The 16664-nt window shown below is 70.6% G+C and carries 16 protein-coding genes and 1 tRNA gene; 5 read left to right on the top strand and 12 right to left on the bottom strand.

Annotation, left to right across the window (positions count from 1 at the left end; genetic code table 11):
* Positions 1 to 29 precede the first annotated feature (29 nt).
* Positions 30 to 212: a hypothetical protein gene (locus ACLJQM_RS35955; RefSeq protein ID WP_360777838.1), complete on the bottom strand. Its 183-nt coding sequence runs from the start codon at positions 210 to 212 to the stop codon at positions 30 to 32.
* Positions 213 to 233: 21 nt separating this feature from the next.
* On the opposite strand from ACLJQM_RS35955, the gene ACLJQM_RS35950 reads away from it, so the two are divergent.
* Positions 234 to 680, top strand: a complete 447-nt coding sequence (locus tag ACLJQM_RS35950) for a DUF742 domain-containing protein (protein ID WP_160697346.1) — start codon at positions 234 to 236, stop codon at positions 678 to 680.
* Positions 681 to 696: 16 nt separating this feature from the next.
* Positions 697 to 1704, top strand: a complete 1008-nt coding sequence (locus tag ACLJQM_RS35945; RefSeq protein ID WP_410634786.1) for a cation diffusion facilitator family transporter — start codon at positions 697 to 699, stop codon at positions 1702 to 1704.
* A 1-nt stretch (position 1705) separates the two neighbouring features.
* Here ACLJQM_RS35945 and ACLJQM_RS35940 read toward each other — a convergent pair whose 3' ends face one another.
* The 3 genes from ACLJQM_RS35940 to ACLJQM_RS35930 all read right to left on the bottom strand — a co-directional run bounded on the left by ACLJQM_RS35940 (position 1706) and on the right by ACLJQM_RS35930 (position 7524).
* Positions 1706 to 2398 (bottom strand): CAP domain-containing protein, encoded by a 693-nt coding sequence (locus ACLJQM_RS35940; protein WP_410634784.1) that lies wholly within the window; start codon positions 2396 to 2398, stop codon positions 1706 to 1708.
* Positions 2399 to 2553: 155 nt separating this feature from the next.
* Entirely contained in the window at positions 2554 to 6984 is a 4431-nt protein-coding gene (locus ACLJQM_RS35935; protein WP_410634783.1) for a hypothetical protein, read from the bottom strand.
* Positions 6985 to 7053: 69 nt separating this feature from the next.
* On the bottom strand, positions 7054 to 7524 hold the full coding sequence (locus ACLJQM_RS35930; protein WP_410634782.1) for a MarR family transcriptional regulator: 471 nt from the start codon (positions 7522 to 7524) through the stop codon (positions 7054 to 7056).
* Positions 7525 to 7597: 73 nt separating this feature from the next.
* Between ACLJQM_RS35930 and ACLJQM_RS35925 the strand changes: the two genes are divergently transcribed.
* Positions 7598 to 8791 (top strand): FAD-dependent oxidoreductase, encoded by a 1194-nt coding sequence (locus ACLJQM_RS35925; RefSeq protein ID WP_410634780.1) that lies wholly within the window; start codon positions 7598 to 7600, stop codon positions 8789 to 8791.
* Here the strand turns inward: ACLJQM_RS35925 and dcd are convergent.
* Both dcd and ACLJQM_RS35915 read right to left on the bottom strand, forming a co-directional pair.
* Positions 8788 to 9369, bottom strand: a complete 582-nt coding sequence (dcd, locus tag ACLJQM_RS35920; protein WP_086865668.1) for a dCTP deaminase — start codon at positions 9367 to 9369, stop codon at positions 8788 to 8790. The two genes, ACLJQM_RS35925 and dcd, sit on opposite strands and share 4 nt — an antisense overlap.
* 23 nt (positions 9370 to 9392) lie before the next feature.
* On the bottom strand, positions 9393 to 10586 hold the full coding sequence (locus tag ACLJQM_RS35915) for an oxygenase MpaB family protein (RefSeq protein ID WP_410634778.1): 1194 nt from the start codon (positions 10584 to 10586) through the stop codon (positions 9393 to 9395).
* A 109-nt stretch (positions 10587 to 10695) separates the two neighbouring features.
* Between ACLJQM_RS35915 and ACLJQM_RS35910 the strand changes: the two genes are divergently transcribed.
* Positions 10696 to 10766, top strand: a tRNA-Gly gene (locus ACLJQM_RS35910).
* Here the strand turns inward: ACLJQM_RS35910 and ACLJQM_RS35905 are convergent.
* The 3 genes from ACLJQM_RS35905 to ACLJQM_RS35895 form a co-directional block, all read right to left on the bottom strand.
* Positions 10758 to 11984, bottom strand: a complete 1227-nt coding sequence (locus ACLJQM_RS35905; protein WP_410634777.1) for an RNA polymerase sigma factor — start codon at positions 11982 to 11984, stop codon at positions 10758 to 10760. The two genes, ACLJQM_RS35910 and ACLJQM_RS35905, sit on opposite strands and share 9 nt — an antisense overlap.
* Positions 11981 to 12331, bottom strand: a complete 351-nt coding sequence (locus ACLJQM_RS35900) for a YciI family protein (RefSeq protein WP_360777881.1) — start codon at positions 12329 to 12331, stop codon at positions 11981 to 11983. Before ACLJQM_RS35900 ends, ACLJQM_RS35905 begins: the two co-directional genes overlap by 4 nt.
* Before the next feature lie 99 nt (positions 12332 to 12430).
* Positions 12431 to 13081, bottom strand: coding sequence for a hypothetical protein (locus tag ACLJQM_RS35895; RefSeq protein ID WP_410634775.1), 651 nt, complete (start codon positions 13079 to 13081; stop codon positions 12431 to 12433).
* A 95-nt stretch (positions 13082 to 13176) separates the two neighbouring features.
* On the opposite strand from ACLJQM_RS35895, the gene ACLJQM_RS35890 reads away from it, so the two are divergent.
* Complete coding sequence (locus ACLJQM_RS35890; RefSeq protein ID WP_410634774.1) at positions 13177 to 13698, top strand: GNAT family N-acetyltransferase; 522 nt, start codon at positions 13177 to 13179, stop codon at positions 13696 to 13698.
* On the opposite strand, the gene ACLJQM_RS35885 is transcribed toward ACLJQM_RS35890, so the two are convergent.
* From ACLJQM_RS35885 to ACLJQM_RS35875, 3 genes are all read right to left on the bottom strand, one after another.
* Positions 13691 to 14017: an MmcQ/YjbR family DNA-binding protein gene (locus ACLJQM_RS35885; RefSeq protein WP_360777886.1), complete on the bottom strand. Its 327-nt coding sequence runs from the start codon at positions 14015 to 14017 to the stop codon at positions 13691 to 13693. The two genes, ACLJQM_RS35890 and ACLJQM_RS35885, sit on opposite strands and share 8 nt — an antisense overlap.
* A 37-nt stretch (positions 14018 to 14054) precedes the next feature.
* Positions 14055 to 15746 carry a bifunctional metallophosphatase/5'-nucleotidase gene (locus ACLJQM_RS35880; RefSeq protein WP_410634772.1) on the bottom strand — a complete coding sequence of 564 codons (1692 nt, stop codon included), beginning with the start codon at positions 15744 to 15746 and terminating at the stop codon, positions 14055 to 14057.
* A 116-nt stretch (positions 15747 to 15862) separates the two neighbouring features.
* Positions 15863 to 16642, bottom strand: a complete 780-nt coding sequence (locus ACLJQM_RS35875) for an alpha/beta fold hydrolase (protein WP_360777890.1) — start codon at positions 16640 to 16642, stop codon at positions 15863 to 15865.
* Between the last annotated feature and the right edge of the window lie 22 nt (positions 16643 to 16664).

Here is a 16664-nt window from a genome sequence, read left to right as displayed (position 1 = left end):
CATTGAAGTAGCCACCGCACTACGCGTTGTCACAAGTCCACTAGCTGGGATTTCGGGCGCAGCAATCGTTTTCTTGAAAGTTGTTCATGAAAATCACCGAAATGGCCCATCAGGTGGAAGACAAACGAAGGCCTGAACCCTGGACAGCGGGCGTATCCTGACGTTTCCTTCGCCGCCGCCGTTGCCAGCGAAGGCTTCCATTCGACGATCACGGAAACAGGGGGCGGCCAGGTATGAGCGAGGACCGGAGCACCACGACCGGGCGACACGCTCTCCGCACCTACATCGACGACATGGACGTCCGGTTCCCCGGCGCCGGCGCTCAAGATCCCGTGCCCGCCCAGCGGACCCTCGTGCGCCCGTACGTCCTGACCCGCGGCCGCACGCAGTCGCGCCGGCACCTGGCGATCGAAGCGCTCGTCTCGACGCGGGCCGGCGCCCACTGGAACGGCGCCCGGCTGACCGGCGAGTTCCGCTCGGTCCGCACCCTCTGCTCCCGCCCGCGTTCGGTCGCCGAGGTCGCGGCCACGCTGAGCGTGCCGCTCGGCGTCGTCCGCGTGCTGCTGGACGACATGGCCGAGCAGGGCCTGGTCACGATCCACGACAACCGGGTCAACGCCGAAGGCCGCCCGGCGGTGGCGCTGATGGAGCGCGTTCTGCACGGCTTGCGCAGCCTCTGAGCATTACGCTCACCGGGTGAGTGAGGAATCCGCGAGCCCTGGCGGCGAAAGCACCCTGACCGTCCTGCTCGCCGGCGGCGTGAACCTGGCGATCGCCGTGATGAAGCTGATCGCCGGCATCATCACCGGCTCGGGCGCGATGCTCTCCGAAGCAGCGCACTCGGTGGCTGACACGTTCACCGAGGTCCTGCTGCTGACCGCGTTGAAACGTTCCGACCGCCCGGCCGACCGCGTGCACCCCTTTGGCTACGGCAAGGAGCGCTACTTCTGGTCGCTGCTCGCGGCCGTGTCGATCTTCGCCTCGGGCTCGATGTTCGCGCTCTACGAGGGCGTGTCGACGCTGTTCGGCCACGGCGAGGCGCAGAGCACGTCGATCCTCAGCTACATCGTGCTGGCGGTGGCGTTCCTGCTCGAAGGCACGTCGTGGGTGCAGGCGGTGCGCCAGACCGTGCGGGAGTCCAAGGCCGAAAACCGGTCGTTCTGGGCGTACCTCCGCCTGATCGACGACCCGACCCCGAAGACCGTCCTGTTCGAGGACTCCGCCGCGCTGATCGGCCTGCTGGTCGCGTTCGCCGGCATCGGGCTGCACCAGCTCACCGGGTCGGAGGTCTGGGACGGCGTCGCGTCGATCGTCATCGGCGTGCTGCTCGCGTTCGTCGCCTACCTGCTCGGGCGGACGAACCGCGGCCTGCTCATCGGCCGCCAGGCCAACCCGGAGATCGTCCGCGGCGTCCGCGACCACCTCTCGGCCGCGCCGGAGATCGAGGCCGTGGTGGACCTGCAGACCATGCTGATGGGCACCGACCAGGTCCTGGTCTGCACCCGCGTCGACTTCGACGACTCCCTGAGCGCCGGCGACCTCGAACGCACCTGCGTCCGGCTGGCGGGCGAGCTGATCGAGGCGTTCAACGACGTGACCGAGGTGTTCATCGAGCCGGTGCCGCGGAGCGATCCCGACCTGCGTGCGACGGTGCTGGCGCGCTACGGCGACATCGCGGAGCGGTGGAACGCCCCGAACCAGTAGCTCAGTACCCGAAGTCCTGGACCCAGTAGTTGCCCGCCTTGGTGAACCCGACGCCGAGCTTCTTGAGGCTGCAGTTCAGGATGTTCGCGCGGTGGCCCTCGGAGTTCATCCAGGCGTCCATGACCTGCGCCGCGGACGTCTGCCCCTTCGCGATGTTCTCCGCGCCCGGCTTCGCGTAGCCGGCGACCTTGATGCGCTGGTCGAACGTCGTGCCGTCGGGGCTGGTGTGCGAGAAGAAGTCGCCCGACGACATCTGGTCGCTGTAGTCCTGTGCGGCCTTGGTCAGGTGTGATTCCTCGGTCAGCGGGTCGCAGCCCGTCTTCGCGCGCTCGTCGTTGACCAGCGCGAGGACCTGGCCGGCGACGGTCGACGCGACTTTGGCCGCGGCCTTGGTGGTCGGCGGCGGGGCCTCCGACGTCGTCGGCTGCGCGGGCGCGGACGTCTCGGTCGGCGTGGGCGCCGCGCTGGACGTCGCCGGCGCCGGAGCGGCGGACGTGGGCTCGGCGGGCTTGCTCGGCCGGGACTGGCCGCCGGCGAGATCGGTGCCGCTGCCGCCACCGGACCCGGCGGGCGCGTTCGGCAGCACCAGCGCCGCGGCGCCGAGCTCGGCGGTGTTTCCTTCCGCGGTCGCCATCCAAGTGCCGGTCGCGGCGGAAAAAACGCCGAGCAGCACACTGAGTGACACCATCACCACGCGAGCACGTTCACCAAGGGGGGACACGGCGCAGGAACGTATCACGGGACGATTACGGCGAGAACCTGCTAACGCACTGATCACATTTCTTCAGGCGCACTCGTCGCCGACGGGTCGGAATTTCACGGCAATCGGACGCTGCCGCGTTACTCCATTCAGCCGCCGCGCACGACGAAGGTCGCGTCGCCGGACGCCGACACCGGGCGTCCGGTCGGGTCCTGCCCGGTCGCGGTCGCCTTTCCGGTGAAGCCCTGCTTGCCCGCGAGCACCGTGCAGGTGTAGGTGATTTCGGCGTCCACGGCCAGCTCCGGCGCGGTGTGCGCACACGACGGCGTGCGGTCGTCGACGACGGTGACGGCCGTCAGCGGCACGTCACCGGTGTTCTTGACCAGGACGGAAAACGTGACGGTGTCGCCTTCCCGGACTTCGTACGGCGTCGCGTCCTTCATCACCGCGATTTCGGGGTGGACGACGTCGACTTTCGCTTCGGCCCTCGATTGCACGGAGCGACCGGTCGGATCTGTTCCGGTGACGTTCGCGGGGGCGGTGAAATCGTCGGCCGGTGCTTTCCGGGTGCAGGTGTACGTCTGCGTCGCGCCGGCCGGGAGGCTGTCGAACTCCCTGGCGCACGGCTGATCGTCCACAACGGACACGCTGGTCAGCGCGACGTCGCCGGTGTTGCGCACGACGACGGTGAACGTGACCTCGTCGCCGGCACGCACCTTCTCGGGCTTCGCGTCCTTCGTCAGCTTCAGGGCCGGGTGGATGACGTCGACCTCGTCGCTGTCCGCCGCGGTCACCGGCGGGCCGACGGGGGCGTTGGCGGTGGCCGTCGCGGTGGTGACGGCGTCGTCGGCCGGGGCGGTCGTCGTGCAGTCGAACTTCTGCGCGGCACCGGCTTCCAGCTTGTCGAATGTCTTCGCGCAGGACGCGTCGACCTTGACGGCGGTGAGCGGCCCGTCGCCGGTGTTGGTGACGGTGATCGTCGACGGCACGGGGTCGCCCGCGCGGAAGGGGCCGCCGTGGATGTCCTGGGTGAGCGCGAGCCCGGGGTGCAGCACGGTGTACGCCGCGTCGTCGGTGGCGCTGACCTGGCGGTTCGTCGGATCGGTGCCGGTCGCGGTGGCGGAGCTCACGAAATTGTCGGTGCCGGCGGCTACCTTGCAGGAGTGGCGCTGGGTGGCGCCGGGGAGGAGGGTGCCGATGGAGTGAGCGCACGCCGGAGTGCGACTGTCCACAACGGACACGTCGGCCAGTGGCACGTCACCGGTGTTCGCGACGACGAGGGTGAACGTCACGGTGTCGCCTTGCCGGACCTGCGCGGGCGCCGCGTCGTTCGTGATCGTGACCGCTGGGTGGATGACCTCGACCGGGACCCCGGCGGTGGCGGTCACCGGACGGTTCGTGGCGTCGGTGGCGGTCACCTTCGCGGTGGCGGCGAAATCGGCGTCGCCGGCGATCTCGGTGCAGCTGTAAGTCTGCTTCGCCTGTGGCTCCAGCCGTTCCCAGGACTTGGTGCAGTCCGGGGCGAGCTGGTCGGCCACCGAAACTTCCCGCAGCGGGCTGTCACCGATGTTCGTGAGGGTGATCGTCGACGTCACGGTGTCGCCGTGGCGGACCAGCGTCGGCTCGGCGGACCTCGTGATGGCGACGGCCGGGTGGATCACGTCCACGGCGGCGACGGCGGCGGCGGTGACGTCCGGGCCGGCCGGTGGGGTGGCGCTCACCCGCACGGTGCGGGTGCCGTCGTCGGCCGGAGCCGGGGCGGTGCAGCCGAACTCGCGGGTGGCGCCGGGCTCGAGCGCGCCGTCGATCGCATGGGTGCAGCCGGTGGTCCGCGCGGCCTGCGCGTCCGTGACGTGGAGGCCGGTCAGCGGCACGTCGCCGGTGTTGCGCACGGTGATCCGGAACGGCACGGTGTCGCCCTCGCGGAACGGGCCACCGGTGACGTCGGCGGTGATCGCGACGGCGGGGTGCTGCACGGTGAACGCGGCTTCGGCGGTGGCCGTGACCGGCCGGGCGGTCGGATCGGTGCCGGTCACCACCGGCTTGTTCGTGAAGCCGGTGGTGCCCGCGACGGTCGTGCACGCGTACGTCTGCGTCGCCTTCGGCTGCAGCGTGCCGAGCGGCTTCGCGCAGGCGGCGACCTGGTCGTCCGCGACCGCGACGCCGGTGAGCGGCACGTCGCCGGTGTTGGTGGCGGTGATCGTCCAGGTCACGGTGTCGCCTTCGCGGACCTGCGCGGGCGCGGCCCGCGCGGTGAGCGTGACGGCGGGGTGGATGACGTCGACGACGGCGTCGTCGGTGACCTTCACCGTGCCGCCGAGCTGGTCCTTGCCGGTCGCGGTGGCCGTGTTGGTGAAGTCGTCGGCCGGGGCGGGCGCGGTGCACGTGTACGTCTGCTCGCCCTGCGGTGGCAGCGCGCCGATCGCCTTGGCGCAGGCCGGGGTCCGGTCGTCGGTGACGGCGACGTCGGTCAGCGGCGCATCACCGGCGTTGGCCACGGTGATCGAGAAGGTCACCGGGTCACCGGCGCGGGCGACGGCCGGGGTGGCGTCCTTCGTGAGCGTCAGCGCGGGGGTGATCACCGTGACGGTGGCCGACGCGGTGGCGGTCACCGGCTGTCCACTGAGGTCGGTGCCGGTGGCGGTCGCGTGGGACGTCGTCGTGCGGGACGGGTTCGCCGTGCAGGTGTACGTCTGCGTCGCGCCTGCGGGCAGGCCGGCCAAGGTGCGCGAGCACGACGTCGTCGTGTCGTCGGTGACGGTGACCGGCGCCAGCGGGCTGTCGCCGGTGTTGTGCGCGGTGACCGTCCAGGTCACGGCGTCGCCGGCGTGGATCACCGGCGGGTTCGCGGTCTTGGTGAGCTCGACGGCGGGCGCGATCGTCGGCGCGGGTGCGTCGGCGGTGGCCGTGACCGGCTTGCCGAGCTCGTCGGTGGCCGTGGCGGTCGCGGTGGTGACACCGTCGGCGATCGGGGCCTTCGCCGTGCACTGCCACGTGCGGCTCTCGCCGGGCGCGAGCGAGCCGGGCGCGAGCGTGCCCAGCGGCGGCGCGCCCGCCGCCGGCTGCGCGCACGACGGCGTCTTCGGGTCGGTGACCTGGAGGCCGCTCAGCCCGGTGTCACCGGTGTTCACGGCCTTGACCGTGAACGTCGCGGTGTCGCCGGCGCGGTAGGCGGGCCGGTCGGCTGTCTTCGTGAGGCCGAGGGCCGGGTGCAGGACGTCGACGGGGGCGGCGGCGATGCCGTCGAGGGCGTCGCCGAGCGCGCTCGTGCCGGTCGCCTTGGCGGAGTTGGTGAAGTCGTCGGGCGGGGCGGTTCCGGTGCAGGCGTAGCTGACCGTCTGTCCCGGGGCGAGCGTGCCGAGCGGCTTCGCGCAGGCGGGAACGGCTTCGTCGGCCACCTGCACGCCGGTCGCCGGCACGCTGCCCGGGTTGGTCACGGCGACGGCGAACGTCACCGGCTCGCCGGCGTGCGCCTTGGGCTGGGTCGCGCGCAGGGCGAGCTGGAGTTCGGGCACCGGCACCGAGAACGCGAGGTTCTGCGCGAGGTAGGCGTCGCCGCTGGTGACGAAGCCGAGCTTCGTGCTGGTCGCGCCGGCGGGGATGCGGTCGACGTTGAACGCCTTCGCGTCCACGCTGAAGTTGTTCTTCGCGGCCGGGACGGCGGCGTTGTCGGCGTTGGAGATGAAGAAGTTGGACGTCCCGCCGGTCGCGGGCTCGGCGGCCGGGGTGCCGTCGACGAGGAACTGGTCGCCGGAGGCACCCCAGTCGCCGTCGTAGGCGGTGACGCCGAGGTGGGCGTCGGCGGCCGCGGCGCGGAAGCCGGTGATCGTCGTCTCCGTGGCCGGAGCGCCCGCGGTCTGCTGGACGTGCCCGTCGTAGACGACGACCTTGCGCTTGTTCGGCGCGTAGTCCGCGTTGCGCTCGGGGTAGGCGTAGACGAGGGCCACCGACCACCCGCCGACGCAGTCGAAACCCTTGGCGGCCCAGACGTTCCCGACCGTCAGGTCGAGTGCGGTCCCGGTCGGGGCGCTCGCGAACCGGTCGGTCACGTCGGCGTGGGCCGAGTAGTGGCCCGCGTCTTCGGCGTACCCCGAAGGCGCGAGGTCGACGGGTTTCGCGCTGCCGACGGAAAGGCGGACGTTCTGCTTCGCGGGCGTACCGGGCGGGGACACCGCGCTCTTGCACGTCGTGCTGCCCGCCCAGTTCAGGCGGGCGAAGGCGATCTTGGCGCCCGGCGGGATGCTCACCGACGCACTGGCCGAGTCGAAGGTGCCCGGGTCGGCGTCGACGTCGGCCCACTGCAGGAAGAAGTCGTCGTTGGGCAGGGTGTCCTTGCGGTCCGCGGTGTTCGCGCACGCCGCGGGGGTGGCGACCGGGCCGGACGTCGGCGCGTGGTCGGCGGCGACCGGGCAGCGCAGGACGCCGTTGCCCGCGTACAGGAAGTCGCCGTACACGAGGGCGTCGTAGCCCACCGCGAACGGCGGGGCGGTGGTCGCGCTCGCCGACGGCACGACGGCCGCGGCCAGGAAGACCAGTGCCAGCACCACAACCAGGCGAAGCGGTCGTTCGGGCAACGGCACTCCTCGCCACCTCCGGGGTCGAGACGACCTTGGGAGCCTGGCACGGACGCCGGGTTTACGCCTTCAAACTCACTCTTTCGTGGATTCCGTCAGCTTCGTCGTCGACTCGTGGGTGAGGGTCGTCGCCGCCTCGACGAAGCCGATGACGGTCCGAAGTTCGTCGTCGGTGTAGCGGTCGCAGAGCTCGTACATGCCCTTGACCAGGTGGTCCCACAGGTGCACGCCGCTCGCGATGGCCTGCTCGTCCAGCGCGATCAGCACCCGGCGGCGGTCGTCGGGGTGCGGGCGGCGGTCGACGATGCCCTTGCGCTCCAGCCGGTCGACCATCGCCGTCACGGACGCGGGCGCGAGCCCGGACAGGCGCGCGAGCTCCTTCGGCGTCTGCGGCCCGAACCGCGCGAGGTAGTCGAGGACCTTGCTCTCCACCGCCGACAGCCCACGGGTCTCGGAGATCGCCGTGTGGAACATGACCGTCTCGGTCGACAGCTCCCGCGACCTGAGCAGGACTTTCTCGACCAGGTGCGCACGCTCGCTTGACACGGCCGTCAGCCTAGCGCACTCTTTAGTTCGACAGAACGAATTAGTTTCTAAGAGATTCGAGGGGGCGAACGAGATGACAAGGGCACTGATCATCGGGGGCGGCATCGCGGGCACGATCACGGCCATCGCGCTGCACGAAGCCGGGCACGAGCCGCTGCTGTTCGAGGCGTACGACCGGGGCGCGGAGGGCGTCGGCGCGTTCCTGACCCTGGCGGTGAACGGCCTGGACGCGCTGCTCCCGCTCGGCTTGAAGGACGTCGTCCGGCGCACCGGCTTCGACTCGCCGCGGATGTCGATCGGGCTCGGCGACGGCACCCGGCTCGCCGAATTCCCGCTCGGCGGCACGCTTTCGGACGGCACGGTGAGCCAGACCGTCCTGCGTTCCGAGCTCTACGTCGCCCTGCGCGACGAGGCCGCGCGGCGCGGCATCCACGCCGAGTACGGCAAGCGGCTGATCGGCGCGAGCCAGGCGGAATCGCACGTCAGAGCCGACTTCTCCGACGGATCGCACGCGGACGGCGACCTCCTGATCGGCGCCGACGGCCTCCGCTCGCGGGTCCGCACGATCATCGACCCGGACGCGCCGTCGCCGCGGTACGTCCCGCTGCTCAACACCGGCGGGTTCACCGAAGGCCTGTCCCTGCCGGACGAGCCCGGGGTGCTGAACATGGTGTTCGGCAAGCGCGTGTTCTTCTGCCACGTCGTCAGCCCGGACGGCCGCGTCTGGTGGTTCGCCAACCCGGCCCGCAAGACCGAGCCGACCGCCTCCGAGCTGGCCGCGCTCGCCGGCGAGAAGCTGCGCGCCGAGCTCCTGCACCTGGTGTCCCGCGACCGGACGCCGGCCACCGGGATCATCCGCGCCACGCGGGAGATCTACCCGGCGTGGCCGACGTACGACTTCCCGTCGGTCCCGGTCTGGCACCGCGGCCGCATGGTGATCATCGGCGACGCGGCGCACGCGACCTCACCGGCGGCGGGCCAGGGCGCGTCGATGGCCATCGAAGACGCCGTCACGCTGGGCAAGTGCCTCCGGGACGTGCCGGACGTCTCGCAGGCCCTCGCCACCTACGAGGGCCTGCGGCGCGAGCGCGTCGAAGCGGTCGTCGCGGCCGGCAAGCGCAACGGCGACGAGAAGGTGATCGGCCCGGTCGGCCGCGTGGTGCGCGACTTCTTCATCAAGCGGGCGTTCTCGAAGCCGTTCGACGAGGACCCCAACGCCTTCATGTGGGACCACCGCATCGACTGGGCCGAGAAGATCGCGGTTTAGCGCCAGGTGTCGACGCGGTGGAAGTTCTTGTACGCCCGGCTCGGGGTCGGGCCGCGCTGCCCCTGGTAGCGGGACCCGGCTTCGGTGGAGCCGTACGGGTGCTCGGCCGCGCTGGACAGGCGGAAGATGCAGAGCTGGCCGATCTTCATGCCCGGCCAGAGCGTGATCGGCAGGTTCGCCACGTTCGACAGCTCGAGCGTGATGTGCCCGGAGAAGCCGGGGTCGATGAACCCCGCGGTCGAGTGCGTGAGCAGCCCGAGCCGGCCGAGCGAGGACTTGCCCTCGAGGCGGCCGGCCAGGTCGTCGGCCAGCGTGACGAGCTCGTAGGTCGAGCCGAGGACGAACTCGCCCGGGTGCAGCACGAAGGGCTCGTCGCCCTCCTTCTCCACCAGCGACGTCAGCTCGTCCTGCTGCAGCTGCGGGTCGATGTGGGTGTACTTGCTGTTGTCGAAGACGCGGAAGAACCGGTCGAGCCGGACGTCGATGCTCGACGGCTGGACCATGCCGGCGTCGAAGGGGTCGATGCCGAGCCGGCCGGCGTCGAGCTCTTTGCGGAGGTCACGGTCACTGAGCAGCACGCCCGGCAGCCTATCCGGTGGGTTCAGGCGACCCGCATGTGCTGCGCGTAGGACGTATCGGGCGCGAAGATCTTCTCGAGCCGCTTAACGTACCCGCGGCGCCCGGCGCGCCCGATCCGCTCCTGCAACGCGGTGGCACCCGGGATGAACCGCCGCACGGTCTCGGCGGCGAAGTTGACCCCGGCCACGGCGACGATCGCGGCCTGCGCGACGGGATCGTTCGGCAGCTCGAGGAAGTCCGCGTTCGTCTTCCCCAGCACGAGCCGGCTGATCGAGGAGTGCACGGCGACGGAGACGTGCGACAGGACCTTCCCGACGGCCCCGCGCCCCTCACCGACGGCGGCGTTGGCCTCGACGAGCGCCTTGGCGAGCCGCTTGGAGTCGTCGTCCGGGATGAACTCGGTGGCGGCGAGCAGCCACAACAGGCGCCAGGCGTCCTCTTCGGAGGTCGGCAGCAGCTCGTCGTCGACGCCCATGAGCCACCCGATGTACCGCCAGAGGTGCAGGATGTCACCGCGCTCGCGAGCGGAGTAGCGAAGACCGAGCAGCTGCGTGCCGAAGACGTAGACGAGCGAGAAGAGCAGCAGCGTCCCGGCGGTCTGCACCTGGTTGACGGGCCGATCCCAGGCGGCGTAGTCCCAGTCGTCCCGCCCGTTCATGGCGGCGCGCACGTGGGCGTGCACAACGCGGATCCGCAGCGCGGCGGCGTACCCCGGCTCGCCGTGCTTGAGCGCCCCGGGCGTGGTGACGTCGATCCACCAGGCCGCGGTCTCGACGAGCCGCCGCGTGGCCCGGTACTCGATTTCCCCGGTCCCGACCAGCGCTTTCGTCGCGCGAGAGGCGAGGTAACCGCCCATCAGCGACATGTCCCCGAGCGGGAAGAGCCCCAGCAACCCGGCCCGCGTGATGGCCCGCGCCCCCCGCTCGACCCGCTCGTCATCGACCCAGTACGGCTTGGCGTTCACCTGGTCGAAGAAGTCCTTCAGCGGCCCGGGCGCCTCGACCCCGTCGCGGAGCGCGTCCTCGAAGAGCCGCCGCCCCTGCCCCTTCGGCTGCCGAGCCATCCAGGCGACGACGTCGTCCGCGAGCCGGTCCTGCACCTGCGCGAACTCCCGCAGCCGCGCCACCTGCCGCTCGTCCCCGCGGATATCGCCACCGACGAACAGCCGCGACGCGAGCCGGAACCCACCCTGGCGGAACAGTTCGGGATCCTCCACGCCGCTCACCTCCGAGGTCGACAACAAGTGTTGTCACTTGCGGCGCCGACGTCAAGGAGGAGGGGTCTGGACAAGGGGATCACGCCGCCGTGTATGCTGGCGACGTACTGCGGATGTAGTTCAATGGTAGAACATCAGCTTCCCAAGCTGAATACGCGGGTTCGATTCCCGTCATCCGCTCTCACCGAAACCCCGGACGTTTTGTCCGGGGTTTTCGCTTTCTATCCGGCTTCGCAATTGAGCCGCGTGCGCCTCCGGCAATCCCGTTTCCACCGCACGCTCCAAAGCCGCACCAGCCGACGGCGAACCCATGCGGTGCAACAACTCCGCGCGCGAAGCGTGCCACCACGGGTAGTCCGCCAAATCCGGCAACCCGTCCACCAAAGCCAGCGCCACCGACGGTCCGTCCCGTTCCGCCACCGCCGCCGCGCGGTTCAACCTCACCACCGGGGTGTCCTGGATCGACAACAGGACGTCGTACCAGGAAATCACCGCGGTCCAGTTCGTCTCCGCGTACGAGCGGGACAGGTCGTGGCAGGCCGCGATCGCTGCCTGGACCACGTACGGGTTGGGCGCCGACGGCGTCCGGCGGAGGCCGGTGCCCACCAGCTCGACGCCCTCCTTGATCAGCTCGAAGTTCCACGTCGAACGGTCCTGGTCGGCTAGCAGCACCGGCGTCCCCGACGAAAACCGGGCCGGGCGGCGGGCGTCCTGCAGCAGCACCAGGGCCAGCAACCCCAGCGCCGTCGGCTCGTCCGGCATCAGCGAAGCCAGCAGGCGCGCCAGCCGGACGGCTTCGTCGAGCAGTGAAACGCGGCCCGTGTAGCCCTCGTTGAAGATCAAGTACACCGTCGCCGCGACGCCGGAAAGGCGCAGGGGCAACTCCGCGGGCGACGGCACCCGGTACGGGATCCGGGCGGTGGCGATCTTCTGCTTCGCGCGCGTCAGGCGCTTCGCCATCGTCGCTTCGGGGACCAGCAGCCCGCGCGCCACCTCCGCGGTCGACAGCCCGCCGAGGGTCCGCAGCGCCAGCGCCACCTGGGCGTCCAGCGACAACGCCGGGTGGCAGCACGTGAACACCAGCCGCAGCAGGTCGTCGCGGACCGAGAGCGGATCGGGGTACGGGTCGAAAGCGGGCATCGCGTCCGCCTCCTTCCCGAGGCGCTTCGCTTCGCGGCGGACGACGTCGACCGCGCGGCGGCGGGCCGCCACCAGGAGCCAGCCGCGGGGGTTGGCCGGGACGCCGTCGCGCGGCCACGTCTCGAGGGCGCGCACGACGGCGTCCTGCACCGCGTCTTCGGCCAGGTCGACGCTGCCGGTGACGCGGACCAGCGTGGCCAGTACCCGGGTGCCCTCGTCCCGGACCAGCCGCGCGACCGCGTCCCCGGCGCCGGTCACTGGCCGAAGTCGACGACCGGCCGGACTTCGATGGCGCCGTCCCAGGCGCCCGGGATCTGCGCCGCGCGCTTCACGGCCTCGTCGAGGTCGGCGCATTCGAGCAGGTAGAAGCCGGTCAGGGCTTCCTTCGTCTCCGCGTACGGGCCGTCGCTCGTGACGATGTCGCCGCCCTTGCCGCCGGTGACGCGGACCGTCGTCGCGGTGGCCGTCGGGTACAGCGCCGCGCCGCCGCGGATGACGGCTTGGGCGCCCTCGTGGAACTCGTTGTAGTCCTTCATCATGTCCGCGGCCTCGGGCTTGGTCGGGTCGACGTCGGAGGCGTAGATGATCGCGGCGTACTGGGGCATGACTGCTCCTCACAGAGTCCTGACCGGCGCCGATCGCCGGCTCTCACTGTAAGGACGAACGGCGCGGACGTCGCCTGGACAACCGCGCCGGACTTTTTCTCAGCCTTCGACGAGCTCCCACTCGCTGTCCGGCGTAGCGCGGTCGTAGACTTGGCCGGGCGCGGCCTTCAGCACCGTCCGGACGTCCGGGTACAGGTTCGCGACGTGCTCCAGCTCCAGGCCTTCGACCTCGAAGTCTTCCGCCTCCGGGACCTCGAAGCCGACGAACAGCCACGTGCCGTCCTGCTCGCGGACGACCTGGCGGACCGCGCGCACCGGCTGCTGCGGACCGGTCGGGATCTCGGTCAGGCCGCTGCTGATCTGGGCTTCGTCGTCCGGCGAGCCTTCGAACTTCCAGGCCGCGCGGCGCTCGGCCAGCAACCGGATGTCCTCGTCCTCGTCGTCGGAACCGGTCACCGACGACAGCAGCCACGTGCGGCGCTCGGGGTCCCAGTCGGCGGCCATGCCCATCGGCACCTCCGCGAGCGCGCCCAGCTGCGGCAGCAGTTCGACGGCTTCGCGCAGCGACATCTTGCCGAAGCTCTCGCGGTTGACGACGACGTCATCCGACAGCTCGGTGCCGTCGCTGATGAAGAAGTCGTCCTCGTCGTCCAGGACGACGAACCCCAGCGCGTCCGGGTCGTTGACCAGTGCCAGTGCGATGATCACCGGCGCTTCCGGGTCCTGGCGCAACGGCCATGCGGTCGACATGCGCCATATCCCACCATCGGGGTACCCGGCGCGCAGATCCGGGGTCACCCGAAAATCGCGCGAACCCCGCCGCCGGTTCCGGCACCATGAACGACATGCTCGAAGGTGACCTGGTCCGGCTGCGCGCGCTCGAGCCGGAAGACGCCGACCGGATCCACCCGTGGGGCAGCGACCCCGAGGTCGGCCGGTGGATGAACACCGGCTACCCGCGGTCGCTCGCGCAGCTCCGCAAGCACGCCGAAGAACGCCCGGTCAACAACTACGAACTCGTCGTCCTCGGCATCGAGGCCGACGGCAAGCTGATCGGCATCGTCGACCTCCGGGACGCCGTGCCCGAGGTCGGCAACGCCGAGCTGGACATCTACATCGGTGACGCCGAGTACCGCAACGGCGGCTACGGCACCGAGGCGCTGCGCCTGATGTGCCGCTACGGCTTCAACCACATGCGGCTGCACATGATCACGCTCTGGGTGGTCGCGGAGAACGAACGCGCGCGCCACGTCTACCGCAAGGTCGGCTTCAGCGAAGACGGCCGCCACCGCGAAGCGTTCGTCGCCGCCGACGGCACCCGGCACGACATGATCCTGATGAGCATGCTGCGCGGCGAACTCAAGTGAGCAGCCGGCGCGGTGCCTTCCGCCGCCACGCTTCTTCGAGCAGCTCACGCAGCTGATCGACGTCGACCCGCTCGAGGTCGACGATGATCGAACCGGAGCCGTCGTAGTGCGGGGTCGTGAAGAAGGCCGCGTCGCCGGAATCCAGCAACGCGGCCTTCTCGTCGAGTCCGCACAGCACGACCAGGCCGCCCTCGGCCTCGGTGCGCAGCCGCGCGAACCCCTTGCCCGCCACCTTCAGCGCGGGCGTGCGGTACCAGGTCGCCGCCTCGACCTCGGGCAGTGCCGAGGCCAGGCGGACGACGTCTTCCCAAGTCGTCATGGGTCCATTGTCGACCCGGCGTCTTGGAAGAACCGGACTACGGCAGCTGGGTGATCCGGTCCGCCGCGGGCGGGGCCAGGTTCGGGTGGGCGCCCAGGTACGCGATCAGCGCGTCCAGGTCCACCGGTCCGCCGGCCAGGTTCGTGCCCTTGGTGAACTCGGCGAACCCGTCCCCGCCGGCGGCGAGGAAGTTGTTCACCGACACGCGGAACGTCGCCGCCGGGTCGACCGGCGTGCCGTTCACGGTGATGTTCGAAACCCGCGAGCCCTGCGGCGCGGACGCCGAGTAGCTGTAGTGCAGCGAGCTCGAAATCTGCAGGATGCGCGTGGTCGTGCCCTGCCACTGCTGTTCCAGCACGTTCTTCAGGTTCGCGCCGGTCAGCGTGATCGTCTGCATGATGTTCGCGAACGGCTGGACGGTGAACGCCTCGCCGTAGGTCACCACGCCGTCGCCCTCGTTGTTCGGGGACGACTTGTAGGTCAGGTCGGCGCGGATGCCGCCCGGGTTGGTGATCGCGATGACGGCGTTGTTCGACTGCGTGCCCGCGAGCTGCGCGTCGGCGATGACGTCGCCGAGCGGGGACTCACCGGCCGCGTTGCCCGCCGCCGGCAGGTCCGCGGTGATGGTGCCGACCTGCTTGTTCGCGATCGGGCCCGACTTCGTCTTGGCGTCGGCGACCAGCGCCGCGACGGCCGGGTCCGGGGTGACCGTGCGGGTGACGATCTCGTTGAACGCCTTGGTCTGCGACCGCACGACGTCGCGGGTCTTGGTGCTGATCTTCAGGTCCACCACCGAAAGCAGGCGGCCGAAGGACGAGCCCTGGATGACCGGCCGCGGCTGGCCCGCCGGGTCGTTGATCACGCAGTTGTACTGCTGGTGGCTGTGCCCGGTGAAGAACGCGTCGACCTTCGGCGTCACCGCGGCCGCGATCGCGGCGGCCGGGCCGGGGCGCAGCTTGCAGTCGTTCGGGCCCTCGACCTCGGTGCCGTCACCCTGGTGCATGAGCACGACCTGGGCCTTGACGCCGAAGAAGTCGAGCAGGTTCGAGGTGCGGTTGATCGCCTCGACCTCGTCGCCGAACTTCAGGCCCTTGATCGCCTCCGGCGTGACGACGGACGGCAGGTCCTTCAGCGTGGCCCCGATGACGCCGACCGGCACGCCGCCCTCGAACTTGACGGTGAACGGCAACAGCGCGGGCAGGCCGTTGGTGAAGTACACATTGGACCCGAGGAACGGGAACTTCGCACCCTTGAAGGTCTTCTCGAACTGGCACCCATCGGTCGGGTGGCAGCCGCCGAACTGCATGCGCTGCAGTTCCTTGTAGCCTTCGTCGAACTCGTGGTTGCCGACGACGGACGCGTCGACGCCCAGCATGTTCAGGAAGTCGACGGTCGGCTCGTCGTGGAACAGCGCCGAGACCACCGGCGACGCGCCGATGTTGTCCCCGGCGGACACGACGAACGAGTTGCGCACCTGCGCGCGGAGCTGCTTCACGTGCGTGGCCAGGTAAGCGGCGCCACCGGCGTCCACTGTGGTCCCGTCCGACTGCACGACCCGGCCGCTGGAGCCGGACGGCGGCTCGAGGTTGCCGTGCAGGTCGTTGAACCCGATGATCCGGACGTCGGTGGTGGGGTCCGGGCGCTGGCCCGCGGACGCGGGTGCGGTGGTCACCGCCGTCGTCGCCAGCGCGGCCGCGGCGAACACCGCGAGCCGGGTTGAAAGCCTCATGAGTGTTCTTCCTCCGATTCGCGCCCAGGGTCCCCGAACGGGCGCACGGCGGAGGATTCTGCCTCGCGGAGGAGTCAGCTACCAGGGTCAAAAGACGGACGTAAAGCGAATGTCACCTAACGGCTTCCGTCGAGCAGCACCCTCGCGACGAGCGCCGGGTCGTCGTTCATCGGCACGTGCCCGCAGCCGGGCAGCAACCGGAACGTCCCGTTCGGAGCGACCTTCCGCAGGTCGGCGACCCGGGGGCGGGCGAGGATCCGGTCGTGCGCGGCCCACGCGATCGTCACCGGGACGCCGGTGACCGGGCCGGTGAAGCGGAAGTCCCCGCGGGACTCGGCGGCGGTGGGCTCGAAGCCGGGCGCGGACGCGAGCGCGTGGGCGTCCTCGACGACGGCGTCCGGGGTCAGCCGCGCCGGCTTCCCGACGATCATCCCGGTCAGCGCCTTGCGCCCGGCGGCCGTCGCGGCGATGCGGCGCACGACGTGCGGCGGGGTGCGCTGGGCGAGCGCGCGGTGCGCCTTGAGCGTGGCGATCGCGTACACCTTCTGACGCCGGTTCCACAGCCCGGCCGGCGACAACGCCGTGACGCTGCGGACGAGCCCGGCCTGGCCGAGCGCCAGCGACAGCAACCCGCCGAGCGAGTTGCCGGCGACGTGCGGCCGGTCGAGACCCAGCTCGGTGAAGAGCTCCTTGAACATGACCAGCGCGGGCTCGACGCCGTAACCGCCGGACGGCTCGGGCGATTCGCCGAAGCCGGGCAGGTCGACGGCGATGACGTCACGGTGCGGCGTGAGCAGCGGGACCACCGGCGCCCAGGCCTGACGGCGGTGGCCGATGCCGTGGATCAGGACCAGCGGCTCGCCCCGGCCCTCGCGGTCGTAGACAACGTCGTCCATTACCCGAGAGTAAGTTGAGCCC

Source organism: Amycolatopsis sp. cmx-4-83 (genome assembly GCF_046548815.1).
GTDB lineage: Bacteria > Actinomycetota > Actinomycetes > Mycobacteriales > Pseudonocardiaceae > Amycolatopsis > Amycolatopsis pretoriensis_A.
This window is presented reverse-complemented; position numbering and strand designations above follow the sequence as displayed.

Excerpts from the sequence above, each read along its gene's own strand:
- ACLJQM_RS35950 (WP_160697346.1), top strand. The coding sequence starts at position 234 with ATGAGCGAGGACCGGAGCACCACGACCGGGCGACACGCTCTCCGCACC.
- ACLJQM_RS35925 (WP_410634780.1), top strand. The coding sequence starts at position 7,598 with ATGACAAGGGCACTGATCATCGGGGGCGGCATCGCGGGCACGATCACG.
- ACLJQM_RS35900 (WP_360777881.1), bottom strand. The coding sequence starts at position 12,331 with ATGCCCCAGTACGCCGCGATCATCTACGCCTCCGACGTCGACCCGACC.
- ACLJQM_RS35895 (WP_410634775.1), bottom strand. The coding sequence starts at position 13,081 with ATGTCGACCGCATGGCCGTTGCGCCAGGACCCGGAAGCGCCGGTGATC.
- ACLJQM_RS35890 (WP_410634774.1), top strand. The coding sequence starts at position 13,177 with ATGCTCGAAGGTGACCTGGTCCGGCTGCGCGCGCTCGAGCCGGAAGAC.
- ACLJQM_RS35885 (WP_360777886.1), bottom strand. The coding sequence starts at position 14,017 with ATGACGACTTGGGAAGACGTCGTCCGCCTGGCCTCGGCACTGCCCGAG.
- ACLJQM_RS35880 (WP_410634772.1), bottom strand. The coding sequence starts at position 15,746 with ATGAGGCTTTCAACCCGGCTCGCGGTGTTCGCCGCGGCCGCGCTGGCG.
- ACLJQM_RS35875 (WP_360777890.1), bottom strand. The coding sequence starts at position 16,642 with ATGGACGACGTTGTCTACGACCGCGAGGGCCGGGGCGAGCCGCTGGTC.